This is a genomic window from Kitasatospora sp. NPDC090091, from assembly GCF_044747365.1.
In the GTDB taxonomy this organism is placed as follows: Bacteria; Actinomycetota; Actinomycetes; order Streptomycetales; family Streptomycetaceae; genus Kitasatospora.
The window spans coordinates 105,816-121,559 of the sequence record NZ_JBIVDY010000006.1; the positions used below are offsets into that span (position 1 = coordinate 105,816).

General features: G+C 75.1%; 15 protein-coding genes. 1 reads left to right on the top strand and 14 read right to left on the bottom strand.

The window, feature by feature from the left end:
• A partial coding sequence (locus tag ACIPSC_RS12400) for a hypothetical protein (protein ID WP_400825133.1) occupies positions 1 to 556 on the top strand: 556 nt, incomplete at its 5' end.
• Between the two features lie 362 nt (positions 557 to 918).
• Here the strand turns inward: ACIPSC_RS12400 and ACIPSC_RS12405 are convergent.
• The 14 genes from ACIPSC_RS12405 to ACIPSC_RS12470 form a co-directional block, all read right to left on the bottom strand.
• Positions 919 to 1,428, bottom strand: a complete 510-nt coding sequence (locus ACIPSC_RS12405; RefSeq protein ID WP_400825135.1) for a chorismate--pyruvate lyase family protein — start codon at positions 1,426 to 1,428, stop codon at positions 919 to 921.
• A complete protein-coding gene (locus ACIPSC_RS12410) occupies positions 1,425 to 2,846 on the bottom strand; it encodes a class I adenylate-forming enzyme family protein (protein WP_400825136.1) in 1,422 nt (473 codons plus the stop codon). The genes ACIPSC_RS12405 and ACIPSC_RS12410 overlap by 4 nt, the downstream gene beginning before the upstream one ends.
• The gene (locus ACIPSC_RS12415) at positions 2,843 to 3,526 is read right to left on the bottom strand and encodes an HAD family hydrolase (protein WP_400825137.1); all 684 of its coding nucleotides are present in this window, start codon (positions 3,524 to 3,526) and stop codon (positions 2,843 to 2,845) included. Before ACIPSC_RS12415 ends, ACIPSC_RS12410 begins: the two co-directional genes overlap by 4 nt.
• Positions 3,523 to 4,590: a nicotinate-nucleotide--dimethylbenzimidazole phosphoribosyltransferase gene (locus tag ACIPSC_RS12420; protein WP_400825138.1), complete on the bottom strand. Its 1,068-nt coding sequence runs from the start codon at positions 4,588 to 4,590 to the stop codon at positions 3,523 to 3,525. Before ACIPSC_RS12420 ends, ACIPSC_RS12415 begins: the two co-directional genes overlap by 4 nt.
• On the bottom strand, positions 4,583 to 5,899 hold the full coding sequence (locus tag ACIPSC_RS12425; RefSeq protein ID WP_400825140.1) for a glycosyltransferase family 4 protein: 1,317 nt from the start codon (positions 5,897 to 5,899) through the stop codon (positions 4,583 to 4,585). The genes ACIPSC_RS12420 and ACIPSC_RS12425 overlap by 8 nt, the downstream gene beginning before the upstream one ends.
• Positions 5,896 to 7,056 carry a CDP-glucose 4,6-dehydratase gene (gene rfbG, locus ACIPSC_RS12430; protein ID WP_400825142.1) on the bottom strand — a complete coding sequence of 387 codons (1,161 nt, stop codon included), beginning with the start codon at positions 7,054 to 7,056 and terminating at the stop codon, positions 5,896 to 5,898. The genes ACIPSC_RS12425 and rfbG overlap by 4 nt, the downstream gene beginning before the upstream one ends.
• A complete protein-coding gene (locus ACIPSC_RS12435; protein WP_400825143.1) occupies positions 7,032 to 7,817 on the bottom strand; it encodes an NDP-sugar synthase in 786 nt (261 codons plus the stop codon). Before ACIPSC_RS12435 ends, rfbG begins: the two co-directional genes overlap by 25 nt.
• Positions 7,814 to 9,460, bottom strand: coding sequence for a carbamoyltransferase (locus ACIPSC_RS12440; protein ID WP_400825145.1), 1,647 nt, complete (start codon positions 9,458 to 9,460; stop codon positions 7,814 to 7,816). The genes ACIPSC_RS12435 and ACIPSC_RS12440 overlap by 4 nt, the downstream gene beginning before the upstream one ends.
• A gap of 102 nt (positions 9,461 to 9,562) precedes the next feature.
• The gene (locus tag ACIPSC_RS12445) at positions 9,563 to 10,579 is read right to left on the bottom strand and encodes a 3-oxoacyl-ACP synthase III family protein (protein ID WP_400825146.1); all 1,017 of its coding nucleotides are present in this window, start codon (positions 10,577 to 10,579) and stop codon (positions 9,563 to 9,565) included.
• A complete protein-coding gene (locus ACIPSC_RS12450) occupies positions 10,576 to 11,577 on the bottom strand; it encodes an isopenicillin N synthase family dioxygenase (RefSeq protein WP_400825147.1) in 1,002 nt (333 codons plus the stop codon). Before ACIPSC_RS12450 ends, ACIPSC_RS12445 begins: the two co-directional genes overlap by 4 nt.
• Before the next feature lie 47 nt (positions 11,578 to 11,624).
• Positions 11,625 to 12,869 carry a cytochrome P450 gene (locus tag ACIPSC_RS12455; RefSeq protein ID WP_400825149.1) on the bottom strand — a complete coding sequence of 415 codons (1,245 nt, stop codon included), beginning with the start codon at positions 12,867 to 12,869 and terminating at the stop codon, positions 11,625 to 11,627.
• Positions 12,866 to 14,149 (bottom strand): daptide-type RiPP biosynthesis aminotransferase, encoded by a 1,284-nt coding sequence (mpaD, locus tag ACIPSC_RS12460; protein WP_400825150.1) that lies wholly within the window; start codon positions 14,147 to 14,149, stop codon positions 12,866 to 12,868. The genes ACIPSC_RS12455 and mpaD overlap by 4 nt, the downstream gene beginning before the upstream one ends.
• A gap of 120 nt (positions 14,150 to 14,269) precedes the next feature.
• Positions 14,270 to 15,367: a MupA/Atu3671 family FMN-dependent luciferase-like monooxygenase gene (locus ACIPSC_RS12465; RefSeq protein WP_400825151.1), complete on the bottom strand. Its 1,098-nt coding sequence runs from the start codon at positions 15,365 to 15,367 to the stop codon at positions 14,270 to 14,272.
• A gap of 3 nt (positions 15,368 to 15,370) precedes the next feature.
• The gene (locus ACIPSC_RS12470; RefSeq protein ID WP_400825153.1) at positions 15,371 to 15,727 is read right to left on the bottom strand and encodes a phosphopantetheine-binding protein; all 357 of its coding nucleotides are present in this window, start codon (positions 15,725 to 15,727) and stop codon (positions 15,371 to 15,373) included.
• Positions 15,728 to 15,744 lie beyond the last annotated feature (17 nt).

The following is a 15,744-nucleotide window of genomic DNA, read 5'->3' on the forward strand; positions in this document are numbered from 1 at the left end:
CGCCAACGGTCACCTGCGGGTCACCTACAAGCCCGGCAACGGCGCGTGGGAGACCAGCGACCTGACCGCGAGCTTCGGTGCCCCGGTCAGCGACGGACACGTCGGCGCGATCATCGACGGCTCCGGCACTTTGGCGATCTTCAGCCGGAACTCCTCCAACGGCCACCCGCACCTGACCTACCTTCCGGCGAGCGGGGGCTGGCAGAACTTCGACCTGACCGACAATGTCGGCACGCCGGTCTCCGGCGGTGGTGCTCCGGCGGCGTTCCTGCAGAACAACGGCACCCTCGGTGTTGTCACGGCCGATGCCGCCAACGGTCACCTGCGGGTCACCTACAAGCCCGGCAACGGCGGGTGGGAGACCAGCGACCTCACCACCAGCTTCGGCGCCGCCACCTCGGACGGCAACGTCAGCACCGTGCTCGGCAACGACGGCACCCTCTCCGTCTACAGCCGCAACGCGGCCAGCGGCCACCTCAACCTGGCCTGGCTCCCGGCCGCCGGCACCTGGGGAACCACCGACATGGCCTACCAGGCCGGCACCCCCGCACTCTGAGACGGCGAACCCACGAGACGGGTGCCCTGGGCGGTCCGGCCTGAGGCTACCCAGGTGTCACCGGACAGGGCCGAAATACCGACGCGCGGGCATCCGACCGGGGCCGTGAGGACGACTTCGCCACCTCACTCCCACCGCACCTCCGGCCCAGGGTCCGGCACCGATCCCACGGGACGCTGTTGGTGAATCCCGGGCCTCGTTACTTCGCCCCGTCGAGCAACAGCTCGTCGGGGCGGAGTCGTGCGAAGTGGCTGGAAGGCCGACGTCACACACCTCCCGGGATCACCAACAGCGTCCCGTGCTGGTCCCGGGCCCCTCGGCGTCGGCGCGGGCGGATCAGCCGGCCGCACCCGTGCGGCGGATCAGCCGGCCGCCCGCAGGGACTCGGGCGAGAAGTGCTCGTCGATCAGCATCACCGGGACCCCGCCGGCGAACACCCGGTAGCGGCGGGCGGCACCCGACCCGGCCGGGACGCTGTAGGAGAGGATCTCGCGGAAGGACTCCACCCGGTGCCGGCGCAGCAGCCGGCCGATCGGTTCCTCGCTGCCCAGCAGGTCGGCCCGGAGCGGCGCCGGCAGCGCGGACACCGCCATCACGGTGGCCGCCCGCACGTACACCCGGCCCGAGTCGGCCCCCACCAGGTGCGTGGTGCGCGACAGCAGGGGTCCGGCGGCGGGCGCCAGCAGCTCGGCGACGTCCTCGGCGGGCGACGCGGGCGCGTGGGCCAGCCGGGCGGTGACGATGCGCTCGCCCACCACCTGCTCCACCAGTGGCGTCACGGTGCCGTCGCAGGTCAGGATCAGCCGGCCGACCAGGTCGAGCCGGGCCAGCTCCGGCGGCAGCGGGTGCGCGGGGGTGGCCGCGCGCCTCACCGTCCGGCCCCGGGTGCCAGCGCCTTGCCGGTGGCGGAGCGGGGGATCTCCGCGACCACGTCGATGCGCCGCGGCACCTGATGGGGGGCCAGCCGCTCGCGGCACCACGGGACGAGGTCGGGGGCGTCCGCGCGGAGCACCACGGCGGCCACCGGCACCTGCCCGTGCGAGGCGTCCGGTGCGGCCGTCACCCGGACGTCCGCCACCGCCGGGTGACGGGCCAGCACGCGCTCGATCTCGACCGGGGCGACCTTCTTCCCGGCCACGTTGATCAGGGTGCCGATCCTGCCGGCCAGCCGGATGCCGTGCCCGGTGGCGGTCCGGGCGAGGTCGCCGGTGCGGTACCAGCCGTCCGCGTCGAGGTCGAGCGGCACCAGGCCGTCCGGTCCGATCCGGCCGGCCGCCAACGAGGACGTCCGCAGCCGGAGTTCGCCGCTGTGCGGGTCGCCGTCGCCGAGCGGCACCACCCGGGCCTCGACCCCCGGCAACGGTGCGCCCACCGCGCCGTCCTCCGCCGCCCCGGTAGCCGGGGCCAGCGTGACGGCGCCGGCCTCGGAGGAGCCGTAGCAGTTGTGCAGGCGGAAGGCGAACCGCTCGGCGATCGCGGTGGCGACGCCCGGGCCGAGCGGCGCCCCGGCCGACACCGCGGCGGCCAGCGGGGCCAGGGCGGCCGCCAGCGTGCCGCCCGGGTCGGCGGCCTTGGTGAGCAGTGCGTAGTGGAAGGGCAGGGCGATCAGGGTCCGCGCGCCGTCGGCCCGGACGGCGTTCGCCAGCTGGGAGGGCACCGAGCGCGCCGGGCAGTACCGCGCGGGTGCGCCGAGCGCCAGCGGGGCGATCAGGCCGTAGTTGAAGCCGTAGGCGTGGAAGAGCGGTGCGGCGACCGTCACCGGCGCGTCGGGCCGGTAGCCGAGGAAGGCGCCGACCCGGCGGGCGTCCGCCAGCACGGCGGCGGCGGTGCGGACCACCCCGGTGGGCGTGCCGGTGGAGCCGGAGGTGAGGAAGACGTGGGCCCCGGCCGGGACTCCGGCGGGCAGCGTCGAGCGGCCCGGTCCGGTGAGCAGCAGCCGCGGTTCCGCGCAGAGCACGGTGGCCGGGCGGTCCGGGTGGTCCGGGCCGTCCGGATCGGTGTCGAGGACGGTCGGGACGACGGGGTCCGCGGGGGCGGGGGCCGCCGGGTCCTGATGGACCAGCGGGACGCCGGCCAGGTCGCAGCCGAGGACGAGCACGGCGTACGCGGCCGGGGCCGACAGCCGAGCGGTCACGGGCTCGTCGGGCGCCTCCCGGCCGCGCAGCGCCCCGGCGACCCGCTCGGCGGCGGCCAGCAGCTCGCGGTACGTCCAGGCCCGGCCCCCGGCGACCAGCGCAGTCGCGTCCGGCGGGGCCCCGTTGCCCCGCACTGCTTCGACGATGCTGCTCATGGACCGGCCTTTCGGAGGAGTGCGGGGAGGTCGTGGAGGGAACGGAGGGTGCCGTCGGCGGGCGGGCCGTCGCCCGGCCGCAGGAGCAGGGTGGTGACCCCGGCCGCCGCGCCCTGCCGGGAGTCCGCGGGGCTGTCGCCGATGTAGAGCGCCCGGCCGCGGGCGAGGCCGAGCCGGCGCAGCGCCAGCAGCAGCCCGTCCGCGGCGGGTTTGGGGTGCGCGGCGTCCTCCCGGGCGACGGTCAGCCCGACCGGGACGCCGACCGCGTCGAGCAGGGCCCGGGCGTGCGCGCGTGAGCGCCCGGTGCAGATGCCCAGCACCAGGCCCGCGGCCCGCAGCGCGGCCACCGCCTCCCGTGCCCCGGGCATCGCCAGCCGGTCCGTCGGCTCCTCGGCCAGCAGCCGCCGCAGCTCCCGGTCGTAGCCGAGCGCGGCCTCGTCGAGCAGGTCGGGCGGTACCAGGGCGGCCAGGGTCTGCGTATCGGTGGGCCGCTGTGCGGCGGCGAGCCGCGCGGCGCTCGGCTCGGGCAGGCCGACGGCGTGCAGGCTGCGCCGCAGGCAGCGCAGGTGCAGCGCCCAGGAGTCGACCAGCGTCCCGTCCAGGTCGAACACCACCCCCGCCGGTGCGTCCGCGGCGCCGAGCCCGGACCTGGGGCCGGCGTGGGCGGCGCCCGCGGTCACCGGGGCTCCGTGAGGCCGGCCGAGGCGGCGGTGGGAGTCGCGTCGGCGACGGCGAGGGCGCCGTTGAGCAGACCGACGGCCAGGGCCGCACCGGACGCCATGCCGAGGCGCATCTCCAGGCGCAGCAGCGGGGGCTGCCCGAGGGCGGCCAGGACGTGCGGGTGCGAGGGCTCGGTGGACTCGTGGGCCGCGATCAGGTAGCCGGCCGCGGCCGGGCAGAGGCGGACGGCCAGCAGGGCGGCCACCGCGGTGATCGCGCCGTCGAGCAGGACGACCTGGCGGCGGGCGGCCGCGGCGAGGATCACGCCGACGTTGCCCGCGATCTCGTAGCCGCCCAGGGCCGCGAGGACGGTGACCGGATCGTCGGGGCGCTCCGCGCAGCGGGCGAGCGCGCGCTCGACCAGGGCGGCCTTCTGCCGGACGGTGTCGTCCGGCACGCCCGAGCCGAGGCCGGTGAGCTCGGCGGCAGGCCGGCCGAGCAGCCGGGCGGCGAGCGCGGAGGCGGCGGTGGTGTTGCCGACGCCGATCTCGCCGACCGCCACCAGCTCCACGTCGGCCAGCCGCTCGGTGGCGTACCGGGCGCCGGCCAGCACTGCCGCGACGGCCTGATCGGGCGTCATGGCGTCCTCGACCGAGATGTCCCCGGTGCCCGGGCCGATCTTGTAGCGCTGGTCGCCGACCGGCTCTGCCAGGCCGAGGTCCGCGGACTCCACCCGGGCGGGCAGGCGGGCGGCCAGGATGCTGACCGGGGCCCGCCCGGCGTCGATGAGCCGGAGCACGCCGCCGGTCAGGCCGTGCCGGAACCGCGAGGTGCCGTGCACGGCGACCCCGTGGTCCCCGGCGAGCACGCTGACGGCGGCCGTCAGCGGGCCCGGCGCGGCGGTCCGGCGGATCGCGGCGACCCGCTGCACGAGGGTGTCGAGCTGCCCGAGGCTGCCGCCCGGCCGGGCCAGCGTCAGCTGCCGGACCTGCGCCAGCCGGGCGTACCGCCGCTCGGGGGCGGCCACGCCCGAGCAGAGCGCGGCGAGGCCCTCCAGGCCCGCCGCGGCGCCGGTCTCAGCCATCGGTCCGCTGCCCGGTCGCCTGTCGGGCGGTCTCCTGCCGGCCCGCCGTCAGGTCCTCGCCGAGCGCCGCGATGCCCTGTGCGAAGCGCTCGTTGGTGAAGCACTCGGCGATCCGCCGCTGGGCGGCCCCGCCTCGCAGCCGGGCCTCCTCCGGCTGTTCGAGCGCCTGGCGCAGCGCCGCCGCGAGGTCGGCCGGGTCGAGGGTGCGGTCGCCCGAGGGACCGCTCACCGGGACCGGGTAGCCGTACTCGGGGCCGGGAATCAGCTCGCGCAGCGAGTCGACCGCGCTGGCCACCACCGGGTGGCCGAACGCCATCATCTCGGCGCAGACGTAGCAGAAGGACTCCCAGAGGCTCGGCACCACGTTGACGTCGGCCACCGACATCCAGCCGAGGGCCTCCTGCCGGGGCACGTCGCCGAGGAAGGTCACCCGTTCGGCCAGCCCGGACGCGGCGGCGAGCCTGCGCAGCTCCTCCTCCTCGGGGCCGACGCCGACCAGGGCCAGGTGCGGCAGGACCGCCCCGGCGGTGCCCGGCACTTCGACCGCCCCGAGCACCTCCAGCGCCCGGAGCAGCTGGGCGAAGCCCTTGACCGGGACCAGCCTGCCGCAGCCGACCAGCAGCGGTGCGGAGCCGAGGGCCAGTTCCGTCCGGCGGCGGAGCCACTGCGGGTCCCCGGCCACGGAGGCGATCTCCGCCGGGTCGACGCCGAGGTGGACCACGCTGTGCGGGGCGGTGTTCTCCGGGTAGTAGCCGGTGATCGCGTCGGACAGCGCCCGGCTGATGAAGACGGTGTGGTCACTGCCCAGCACCGACTTGCGCTCCAGCTCCAGCAGGTGTGACCGGTCGGCGGTCACCCCGCTGGTGACGCGGTGCTTGTCGCGGTCGTACGGGGTGATCGCGCGGAAGTCCTGGAGCAGGACGTTGACCAGCGGCACGCCGTGCCGGCGGGCGAACATCGCGGCCTCGGGGTAGCAGAAGAGGTCGGGCAGGGCGACCAGCGCGGGGGCGCCCAGCTCGGCGGCCAGCGCCTCGGCGGCCCGGTGGAAGCGCCGGTGGATCAGCAGGCTGTCGTCGGCGAGCCCGCTGCCCGCGTTGTAGACCACCTCGGTGCCGACCCGGTGCACCGTCACCCCGTCGATCCGCTCGCGCAGGTCCTCGGCCGCGCCCGGACGGGAGGTGACCACGACGGCCTCCCAGCCCTCGGCGACCAGGCCGGCCGCGAGGTTGCGGGCGACGGTGCTGGTGCCGCCCACCGTGGTCGGCGGGTACTCCCGCGAGAAGACGAATACGCGTCGTGCGTCGGTCACTGCTGCCCGCCCGTCCGTTCGTTCTGGTTCTGGTGGTGCTGCTGCCGGCTCGCGGGGTAGCGGTCCCGAAGGAAGTCCCCGACCTGCCGCGCGGTCTGCTCCACGGGCGGGGTGCCCGCGGTCACGGCACGGTGCCAGGCGACGACCGCGGCGGCCGAGCCGTCGAGGTCGTAGCGGTGCTGCCAGCCGAGTGCGGCGGCGGCCTTGCGGCCGTCCAGCCGCAGCAGCTCGTCCTCGGTGAACTGCGCCGCCCCGTCGTCGGCGGCCACCTCGGCCGCGGCGCCGCCGGCCGCGGTCCAGGCCGCGGTGAGGGCGTGCGCGAGGTCGAGGACGGTCGCGCCGTCACCGGGCGGGGCGAAGTTGAAGACCTCCCCGCCGGCGACCGAGCCGTCGGCCAGCCGGTCGGCGAGCAGCAGCAGGCCGTGCACCACGTCCAGGACGTGCTGCCAGGGCCGCACCGCGTTCGGGCGCCGCAGCCGGACCGGGCGGCCGGCGTCCAGGGCCGCCAGCAGGTCGGGCACCAGACGGTTGGCCGCCCGGTCTCCGCCGCCGATGATGTTCCCGAACCGCACCGAGGCGCCCCGGGTCGGGGCGTCCCGGTCCCGCAGCAGCGTCGCGTACGCCTCGAAGACCAGCTCGGCGGCGGCCTTGGAGACGCTGTACGGGCAGCCGCCGCCCAGCTCGTCGATCTCCCGGTAGGGCCAGGGCCAGTCCCGGTTGCGGTAGCACTTGTCGGACGTGACGTGCACCAGCACCCCGGGGCGGCAGAGCCGGACGGCCTCCAGCACGTTGAGCGAGCCGGTGATGTTGGTGCCGAGCGTGCCGTGCGGGTCGGCCAGGCCGACGCTGACCAGCGGCTGGGCCGCCAGGTGGAACACCGCGTCGAAGGGCTGCGCGGCCATGGTCCGGTGGACGGCGGAGAAGTCCCGGACGTCGCCGGTGACGATCCGCGCGCCCAGGCCGGCCAGGCCGGCGCTGCGCTCCCGGGTCTGCTCGTCGGCGTCCGCCGCGAACCCGGTCACCTCGGCGCCGAGCCGCAGCAGCGCGGTGGTCAGCCAGGAGCCGACGAAGCCGCTGTGGCCGGTGACCAGGACCTTGCGGCCGTGCCAACCGCCCTGCCCGGCGGCCGGGTTCAGACCCGAACTGGGGTCGGCCATGGGAAGCCCTCCTGTGCCGCCAGCGCCTCGGCGTCGACGAAGTCCTTGTAGGTGTCGAACGGCAGCCACTGCCCGTCGTGCACCACCGCGTCCACCTCGCCGCGCGCGGCGAGGGCCGGCAACACGTCCTCCTCCAGCCCCAGTTCGGGGGAGAGGGCGGCCAGCAGGCGGGGCGAGCAGGCGAAGTACCCGGCCGAGATCAGCGCCGGCTGGAGCGGCTTCTCGACGAAGGCGGTGACCTCCATGCCCGGCCCGACGACCAGTTCGCCGTAGCGGGACCGGACCCGAGTGGCGGTCATCGTCACGGTGGCACCGGACGCCTCCCGGCGCTCGGCGAGCCGGCCCAGGTCGAAGTCGGAGAGCACGTCCCCGTAGCCGAGCAGGAACGGCCCGGGCCGCAGGTGCCCGGCGGCGTCCAGCAGCCGGACGCACTTCTCGGCGTACGGGCCGCTGTCCACCAGGGTGACCCGGATCCCGTCGGCGCTCAGCCGCAGCCAGCCCGGGCCGGTCGCGATGTCCGCGGCGGGAAGTTCGCCGAGCAGCAGCTGGTCCATGGCCCGCGCGCCGTATCCGGTGCAGAGCACGAAGTCGTCCAGCCCGAACGACCGGTAGTGGTCCAGGACGTGCAGGATCAGCGCCCGGCCGTCGGGCAGCGGGCGCAGCGGCTTGGGCAGGTCGTCGCCGTCGCTGCGCTGGCGCAGCCCGAGGCCGCCGCAGAGCAGCACCACCGTCGGCCGCCCGGGGAACGACCGGGCGTTCACGCGCCCGCCTTGCGGATCACCAGGTCGTGCAGGACCAGCACGTCCAGGTCGGTGGCGAGGAAGCAGCGCAGGGCGTCCTCGGGCGTCTCCACGATCGGCTCCTCGTTGTCGTTGAAGGAGGTGTTGAGCAGCACCGGCACGCCGGTGAGCTCGTCGAAGGCGGCGAGCAGTTCGCACAGCCGCGGGTTGAGCTCCGGGGTGGCGGTCTGCAGCCGGGCGGAGCCGTCCACGTGGGTGACGGCGGGGATCACCGCGCGCTTCTCCGGGCGGACCTGCGGCACCAGCAGCATGTAGTGGGCCGGGACGGCGGAGGCGAAGTACTCGGTCTGCCGCTCCTCCAGGACCACGGGGGCGAACGGTCGGAACGCCTCGCGGTGCTTGACCTTGGCGTTGATCCGGTCCTTCATTCCGGGGTCGCGCGGGTCGGCGAGGATGCTGCGGTTGCCCAGGGCGCGCGGCCCGATCTCGGAGCGTCCCTGGAACCAGCCGACGACGGCGCCGTCGGCGAGCTCGCGGGCCACCGTCGCACAGAGGTCCTCGGGGCGCTCCACCACCAGCCGGTCGGCCCGGGCGGCGACGGCCGCCTCGATCTCCTCGGCGCCGTGCAGCCGGCCCAGGTAGGGCGAGAACAGCTCGGCGGCGGGGGCCCAGGGGTGGCCGCCCAGCGCGTAGTGCCCGTGCAGCGCGGCGCCGATGGCGGTGCCGTTGTCGCCGGCGGCGGGCACGATGTGCACCCGCTCGAAGGGCGTCTCGCGGAGGATCAGGTGGTTGGCGACGCTGTTGAGGGCGACCCCGCCGGCCAGGCAGAGGTCGGTGGCGCCGGTCTCCCGGTGCAGCCAGCGGGCCAGCTCGACGACGATCCGCTCGGTGTTGGCCTGGACGGCGTACGCGAAGTCCGCGCGGACCTGCTCGGCGGCCTCCGCACCGCCGGCCCGGGCGAGTTCGCCGGCGATCAGGGCGCGCACCGCCTCCTGCTGGGCGAGCGACTGGCGGAAGTCGCCGTCGGCCAGGTCGTACAGCCCGGCCAGCGCCTCGACGTAACGCGGTGTCCCGTACGGGGCCAGGCCCATGGTCTTGCCGGGCGCGCCCATGCCACCGACGGTGAAGAAGCCGATCTCCTTGGAGACCGCCTCGTACATCCAGCCGATGGAGTTCTCGTAGGTGTCGTCGAGCCGCTGCTCGGCGGTGGCGATCCGGCCGGTCAGGCCGCGCACCAGGGTGAGCCCCCGGGCGTCGCCGGTGTAGAAGCTGATCGTCTCGCCGTGCCGCTCGCCGTCGCGTTCGACCTCGGAGCCCCGGCCGTCCATCACCATGACCGCCGCCCGCTCGAACGGCGAGGTGTAGAAGGTGCTGGCGGCGTGCGAGAGGTGGTGGCCGATCCACTCGATCCGGTCGCGGTAGCGCAGCGAGTACACCGGGTTGAGGAAGTCGTTGGCCACGATCAGGTCGACGTCCTCCGGCCCGACGCCGGCCTCGGCGAGGACGTAGTCCGCCGCCAGGCAGCGCTGCAGGCGCGGCCCGAGGCCGAAGGCGATCTTCACCCGGGTGAGGCGTTCCTCCTCGACGGCGGCCACGATCCGGCCGTCCTCCACCAGGCAGGCGGCGAAGTCGTGGTGGGACCCTCCGAGTCCGAGAATGCGCACGGGGGTTGTTCTCCTTACTAGTTCGGACGCGCGGTGCGGGTCGGGCGGCGCCGGCCCGCCGCCGGTTCGACGGCGGCCCGGGCGGCGCCCGGCGGAATCCGCTCAGACGCGCAGCAGGGTGCAGGCCCAGTGCATGCCGTTGCCGGTGCTGGTGAGGGCCACCGGCGCGCCCGCGGGGAGCGCGCCCGCCTCCAGCAGCCGGCCGAGGCTGAGCAGTTGGTCGGCGCAGCCGAAGTGGCCGTGGTCCAGGGCGATGGCGGCGTTGGTGTGCTCCAGCGGGACGCCGTAGTCGCGTGCGGCCTCGGCGAGGCCGTCCGCGGTGCCGTTCATGTGCAGGACGTGCCGGACGTCCTCGACCGGGACGCCGGCCCGCCGGCAGGCGGCCGCCAGCACGGCCAGGTTGTTGTCCCTGGTCTGCCGCATGAAGCGGAGCTTGGCGCGCAGATCGCCGCCGAGGAACGCGTCCATCAGCGCCACCGGGTTGCCGAGCACGCCGGGGTCCGGGTGCTCGGGGGTGACCGGCCGCGCCGCACCGCCGCCGGGCAGGCGCGCCACGTCGACCCACCGGCCGTCGGTGATCACCTCGGTGGCCAGCCAGCGGCACCGGCCGTGCCCGCGCCGGAGCACGGCCGCGACGGCGCCGTCCGAGGTGATCGCGGTGCTGGACTCCATCCGGTTCCAGTACTGCTCGCAGACCCGGTTGACGGTGATCAGCAGAGCGGTGCGGTAGTCCGGGTGGGTGGCGAACTTGCCGGCGGCGGCGTCGAAACCCATCACCCCGCTGCTGCACGCCTGGTTGACCAGCAACGCCTCGGCGTGGAGCGCGCCCAGCCTGGCCTGGGTGGCGGCCGCCGGGTCCCAGTAGAGGTACTCGGGGATGTCCGCCATCGCCAGTACCACCAGGTCGACCTCCTCGGCGGCCACCCCGGCGCGCTCCAGCGCGTCCCGGCCGGCCCGCTCGGCGAGGTCGGTCAGGCCGACGCCGTCCGGTGCGCGGTGGAAGCGGCGGTAGCCCCAGTCGCGGATCCGCTTGAGGTCGCCGGTGTAGCGCGGGGCGTGTTCCTCGACCTCGCAGGGCTCGCCGAGGGCGTAGCCGAAGGCGGCGATCCCGTACGTCACGGCGCCGCGTCCAACCGGCCCATGCTGCGCAGCACGTAGGCCCGCCGGGACTTCGACAGGAAGTAGTCGCCGGAGCGCACCGGGGGGTGGTGCGGCGGGTCGTCCGGCCCGGTGCAGGTGGGGATGCACGCGATCTCGGCGTCCGGGTTCGCCTGGTAGAAGAAGGCGATCGAGATCCGGTCGAGGTGCTCCTGCTCCTCGGAAGGGTTGACCACCCGGTGCACGGTGCTGGCCCAGCGGTCGTTCGTCCACCGGGTCATCAGGCGCCCGAGGTTGACGACGAAGGAGCCGGCCAGTGGCGGCACGTCCAGCCACTGCCCGTGCTGGTCGCGGACCTGGAGGCCGCCGGGCGCGTCGTCCTGGTAGAGGACGGTGAGGCTGCCGAAGTCGGTGTGCGGGCTGTTGCGCAGCTTGTCGTGGGCGACCCCGGTTCGCGGCGGGTAGTAGTTGACCATCATCGGCGTCATGTGCCGGTCGAACTTGTCGTCGAACCACGTCTCCGGCAGCTCCAGCCCGAGCGCGAACAGCCGCATGATCTCCCGGGACAGCCCGGCGGCGGCCTCGTAGTACGCCAGGAAGGCTTCCCGGAAGCCGGGTTGGTCCGGCCACCGGTTGGGGCTGTCCAGGCCGGGGAAGCGCCCCTCGGTCCGCTCGCCGAGCAGGCTGCCGCCGAACAGCTGCATCCGGTCGTTGGCGCTCCAGCCGTGCTGGAGCGGGTCCTCGAAGTCGTTGGCGGCCTGCTCGCGGACGTCCGCGGGTCCGCGGAAGAACGCGCCCGCGGCGTCGTACAGGCCGGTGACGGTGGCCTCGGGCACGCCGTGGCCGACCACGACCAGGAATCCGCTGGTCTCGCAGGCCCTGCGCACCGCCTGGGCGACGGCCGCCCGCCGCTGCGGGTCGGCCGGCTCCTCCAGCCCGAGGTCGATGACGGGCACGTAGCCGTGCAGCAGGGTGATGCCGTCCGCGTCCGGCTGGACGGCGGGCTCTGTCGTCGGCATGCCGGGCATCCGACCCCCCTCCGTTGGTAGTGGCTCCCGGTGACGGGTCACCAGGTGACGTTCAGGTTCCGCAGGCCGTAGATGAGCATCTCGGCCAGGAAGGCGGGTTCGGCCTGCGGTTCGGCGAGCCGGAGCCCGGGCAGGCGCCGCATCAGTGCGGCGACGGCGAGCTCGGTCTGGGTCTGGGCGAGGAAGCTGCCGAGGCAGCGGTGGATGCCGTGCCCGAAGGCCAGCTGGCTGCGGACGCCGCGGGCGAGGTCGAACCGGTCGGGCTCCTCGAAGACCGAGCGGTCCCGGTTGGCGGTGGCCAGGTGCACCACCACGCCGTCGCCGGCCCGGATCAGCCGGCCGCCGAGCTCGACGTCCCGGGTGGCGACCCGGGCGACGCCGTGCTGGACCAGCGTCCAGTAGCGCAGTGCCTCGGCGACCGCCGGGCCGGCCAGGCGCTCGGGGTCCTCGCGGACCAGGTCGCCCTGCCGCGGGTCGGCGAGCAGCGACAGCATGGTGAGCGAGAACAGGCCGGCGGTGGTCTCCAGCCCGGCGACGACGATCAGGTTGGCCACGCCCACCAGCTCGGCCATGGTCAGGACGCCGTCGTCCAGGCTGCGGGCGAGCCGGCTGAAGAGGTCCTGGTCGGTGCCGGTGCGCTTGGCGGTGAAGAGCTGCTCCAGGTACTGGTTCATCTTCCCGGCCGCCAGGACCCGCTGGGCGACCGTGGCGTCGTGGGTCTGGAGGTCGCGGGTGCAGACGAGGAAGAAGTCCCGGTCGGCGAGCGGGGTGCCGAGCATCTGCGAGGCGCTGAGCGCGGGCAGCGGGACGGCGAGGGCGGAGACGAGGTCCTGCGGGCCGCCCGCCGCGGTCATCCGGTCGATCAGCTCCTCGGCCGAGGCGGCCAGTGCGGGCCGCAGGGCCCGGACCCGGGAGCCGCTGAACTCGGCGGCGACCAGCTGGCGCAGCCGGGTGTGCTGCGGCGGGTCCATGGAGAGGAAGTGGCCGGGGACGGTCCGCTTGGAGGAGAGCGGGAAGGCCGGGTAGCCGGGCAGGGTGGAGTCGGAGCTGAAGCCGTGGTGGTCGGCCAGGACGGTCCGCGCCTGCTTGTAACCGGTCACCAGCCAGGCCTCGCCGCCGTAGCTGAGCGGCACCCGCCGGATCGGCTCGCCGTCCGCGGTCCGGTACTCGGTCGGCGGGTCGCAGGGCTGCGCGCGCGGCACCGGGAAGCTCCAGCCCACCGCGGTGGCGGCGTGCGGGCAGGTCGGGGCCGCGGCCGGGGGCGCGGTCGGGGCGTCGGTCATGCGCCGGTCGCCTCCCCGTCGAGCAGCCACTCGGCGGAGCGGTCCAGACCGGTGCGCAGGGCGGCGGCGAGCAGCTCCAGGTCGGCGTCCCGGTACACCAGGGCGGGAGCGAGCTGGAGGCGACTGGGCCCCGCGGACACCAGCGCCCCGGCCTCCCGGACCTCGTCCATCACCCGTCGCACGGCCTGCTCCGGCAGGTCGGCTCCGTTGACGCCGAGCCGCAGCGCCCGGAAGCAGCCGAGGCCGTTGTCGCCCGCGACCAGCGGGTGGGCGGCCAGCTCGGCGAGCAGACCGTCCAGCTCGGCGGTGACGGCGGCGGCCTGCTCCAGTGCCCGCAGGCGCTCCATCTCCTCGATGGTGGCGAGGATCGCGGCGCAGGTGGGGGGCGCCCCGGCCTGGGTCTCGGCGTGGGTGAGGGCGGCGTCGTGCCGGTCGAAGACGTCGCAGACGGCGTGCGAGACGACCACCGCGGCGGCGGCGCACGTGCCGTTGGTCATGCCCTTGGAGGCGAGCATGATGTCCGGCGGCTCCGGCCAGTTCTGCGAGGCGAAGTAGGAGCCGGTGCGGCCGAAGCCGGTGGCGACCTCGTCGGCCACCAGCAGGAAGCCGTACTCGGCGCGGAGGCGCGCCAGCGCGGCGAGCATCGGCTCGGGCAGCGGCAGTGCCCCGGTGCCGAGCACCGGCTCGACCACCACGGCCGCGATCTGCTCGCCCTCGGCCCGCAGCAGCTCCTCCAGCTCGGCCGGGTCCTCGTGGCTGACGTGCCGGATCAGCCGCTGGTCGACGCCGTAGTAGCTCTGGCCCAGCGACATGCCGGTGAGGCCGTGGCTGCCGTACGTCAGACCGTGGTAGCTGCCCTTGAGGCCGACGACGACCCGCCGCCGGAACTGGCGGTGCAGCGCCCAGTACTGACGGGCCAGCTTCATGGTCAGGTCGTTGGCCGCGCTGCCGGAGGTGGAGTGCACCACCCGGCCGAAGTGCTCGGGGCCGCAGACGTCCAGCAGGGCGCGCGAGGCGGCGACGGCGGGCTCGTGCCCGGAGCGGAAGAGCGAGAAGTAGGAGGACTCCAGCAGCGCCGTGTGGACGGCCTCGGCGACGGCGCGGTTGCCGTACCCGAGGTTGACGTTCCACAGGCCGCTGGTGGCGCACTGGCGCCACCGGCCGTCGGCGAAGAGCACCCGGGTGCCCTCCGCGCGCACCGCGGAGTACTCCCGCCGCCCGAACGTGCTGGGACGCTCCAGGAGTTCCCACAGCGGATAACGCCCGGAATTGTTGCCCACGGATTTCCCCCGACGTGCTGGTAGGTGCGGACGGAACTCGGCGCCCGCCGCCGCGCGCGGAATTCGCGATAACGCGGAAAGGCGCGGCCAAATGACTCTGATCATGTACCGTACAAGAGATTAGGGGTGCTGACCAGCCCTGTTCTCCCCGGTGCCGGGAGAATTCCCGGAGGATTCGCCGGCCGGAGCCGGCGCGGCGAGCCGGCGGCGAAGTTCGGCGAGGTGCTCCAGGCCGTCCAGAACCGCGTCGGCGGGCAGGCCGAAGTCGATCAGGCAGGCGATCTCGTCGACGCCGGCCCGTCGGTACCGGTCCACCAGCTCCTCGGCCCGCTCGACGGTGCCGAACAGCCCGCAGCCCCCGCGCAGGTAGCGCTCCATCGCCGGGCGGACGGCGGCCCGGGTGCGGGCCGGGCTCCAGGAGGCCGCGTCCGCGGGGCCGAACAGGGTCAGCGCGCTGACCAGGTAGTCCTGCAGCGGCCCGCGCACCTCGGCGGTGACGGCCTCGGTGTCGGGGCCGAGGCGGGTGTGCACCATCAGCACCACGTGCCCGTCCCCGGCGTGTCCGGCCGCCGCGAACGCGCGCCGGTACTCCGCGGTCCGCTCGGCGAGGCCGGCGAGGTCCTGGCCGGCCAGGTGCGTCAGCACGCCGACCCCGGCCCGGCCGGCTGCCCGGAAGGTCTCCGGGTTGCCCGAGCTGGTCAGCCACATGGGCAGCTCGCCGCGGACCGGCAGCGGGTAGATCCGCGGGCCCTCGCCGCGGCCGTCCGCGTCCGCGAGGCGCTCGCCGCGCCAGAGCCGGCGCAGCGTGTCGATCGACTCGACCACGGTGCGGGCGCGGTCGGCGTAGCCCTCGGGCCGCAGCACGAAGTCGTCCTCGTTCCAGCCCGAGGCCAGGGAGAGGCCGGCCCGGCCGCCGGAGAGGCCGTCCACCACCGCCCAGTCCTCGGCGATCCGCAGCACGTGGTGGAGCGGGGCGACGACGCTGCCGGCCCTGATCGCGATCCGCTCGGTGCAGGCCGCGACGGCGGCGCCGGTGACCGCCGGGTTGGGGTAGTTGCCGCCGAACCGGTGGAAGTGCCGCTCCGGCGTCCAGACCGCGGTGAAGCCGTGTGCGTCGGCGAACCGGGCGCCCTCCAGGAGCAGCCGGTAGCGGCCCGCCGCGTCGGGCCCGGTGCCGTCGTCGGCGTCGTCGGCGAAGTAGAAGAGGCTGAGGTCCACCGCTCAGCTCCCCGCGCGGCCGGCGTGCCGCAGCCCCGCGGCGACGATCGCGCTGATCCCGTCGATGCTGCCGAAGGACGGGTCCGCCAGCGCGTCGTCGTCGAGCTCCAGCCGGAACCGCTCCTCGATGTGGTTGATCAGGTGCACGGTGCCCAGCGAGTCGAGGTAGCCGGAGGCGAAGAGGTCGACCTGCCGGGTGAAGTCCGGGTCGCCGTCCTCGATCCGGCCCTCGGTCCGGACGAAGCGCTCCAGGATCTCCGCGACGGCGGCGGCGTCCACGGCGGATTCCGCGCCGAATCCGGCGGTCGTCCCCGTGGATTCCGCGGATTCGACGTCACGGGGGGTGGTGATGGTTTCCATGCTTTCCCTGCCTTGCT

Excerpts from the sequence above, each read along its gene's own strand:
- ACIPSC_RS12410 (WP_400825136.1), bottom strand. The coding sequence starts at position 2,846 with ATGAGCAGCATCGTCGAAGCAGTGCGGGGCAACGGGGCCCCGCCGGAC.
- ACIPSC_RS12420 (WP_400825138.1), bottom strand. The coding sequence starts at position 4,590 with ATGGCTGAGACCGGCGCCGCGGCGGGCCTGGAGGGCCTCGCCGCGCTC.
- rfbG (WP_400825142.1), bottom strand. The coding sequence starts at position 7,056 with ATGGCCGACCCCAGTTCGGGTCTGAACCCGGCCGCCGGGCAGGGCGGT.
- ACIPSC_RS12450 (WP_400825147.1), bottom strand. The coding sequence starts at position 11,577 with ATGCCGACGACAGAGCCCGCCGTCCAGCCGGACGCGGACGGCATCACC.
- ACIPSC_RS12455 (WP_400825149.1), bottom strand. The coding sequence starts at position 12,869 with ATGACCGACGCCCCGACCGCGCCCCCGGCCGCGGCCCCGACCTGCCCG.
- ACIPSC_RS12470 (WP_400825153.1), bottom strand. The coding sequence starts at position 15,727 with ATGGAAACCATCACCACCCCCCGTGACGTCGAATCCGCGGAATCCACG.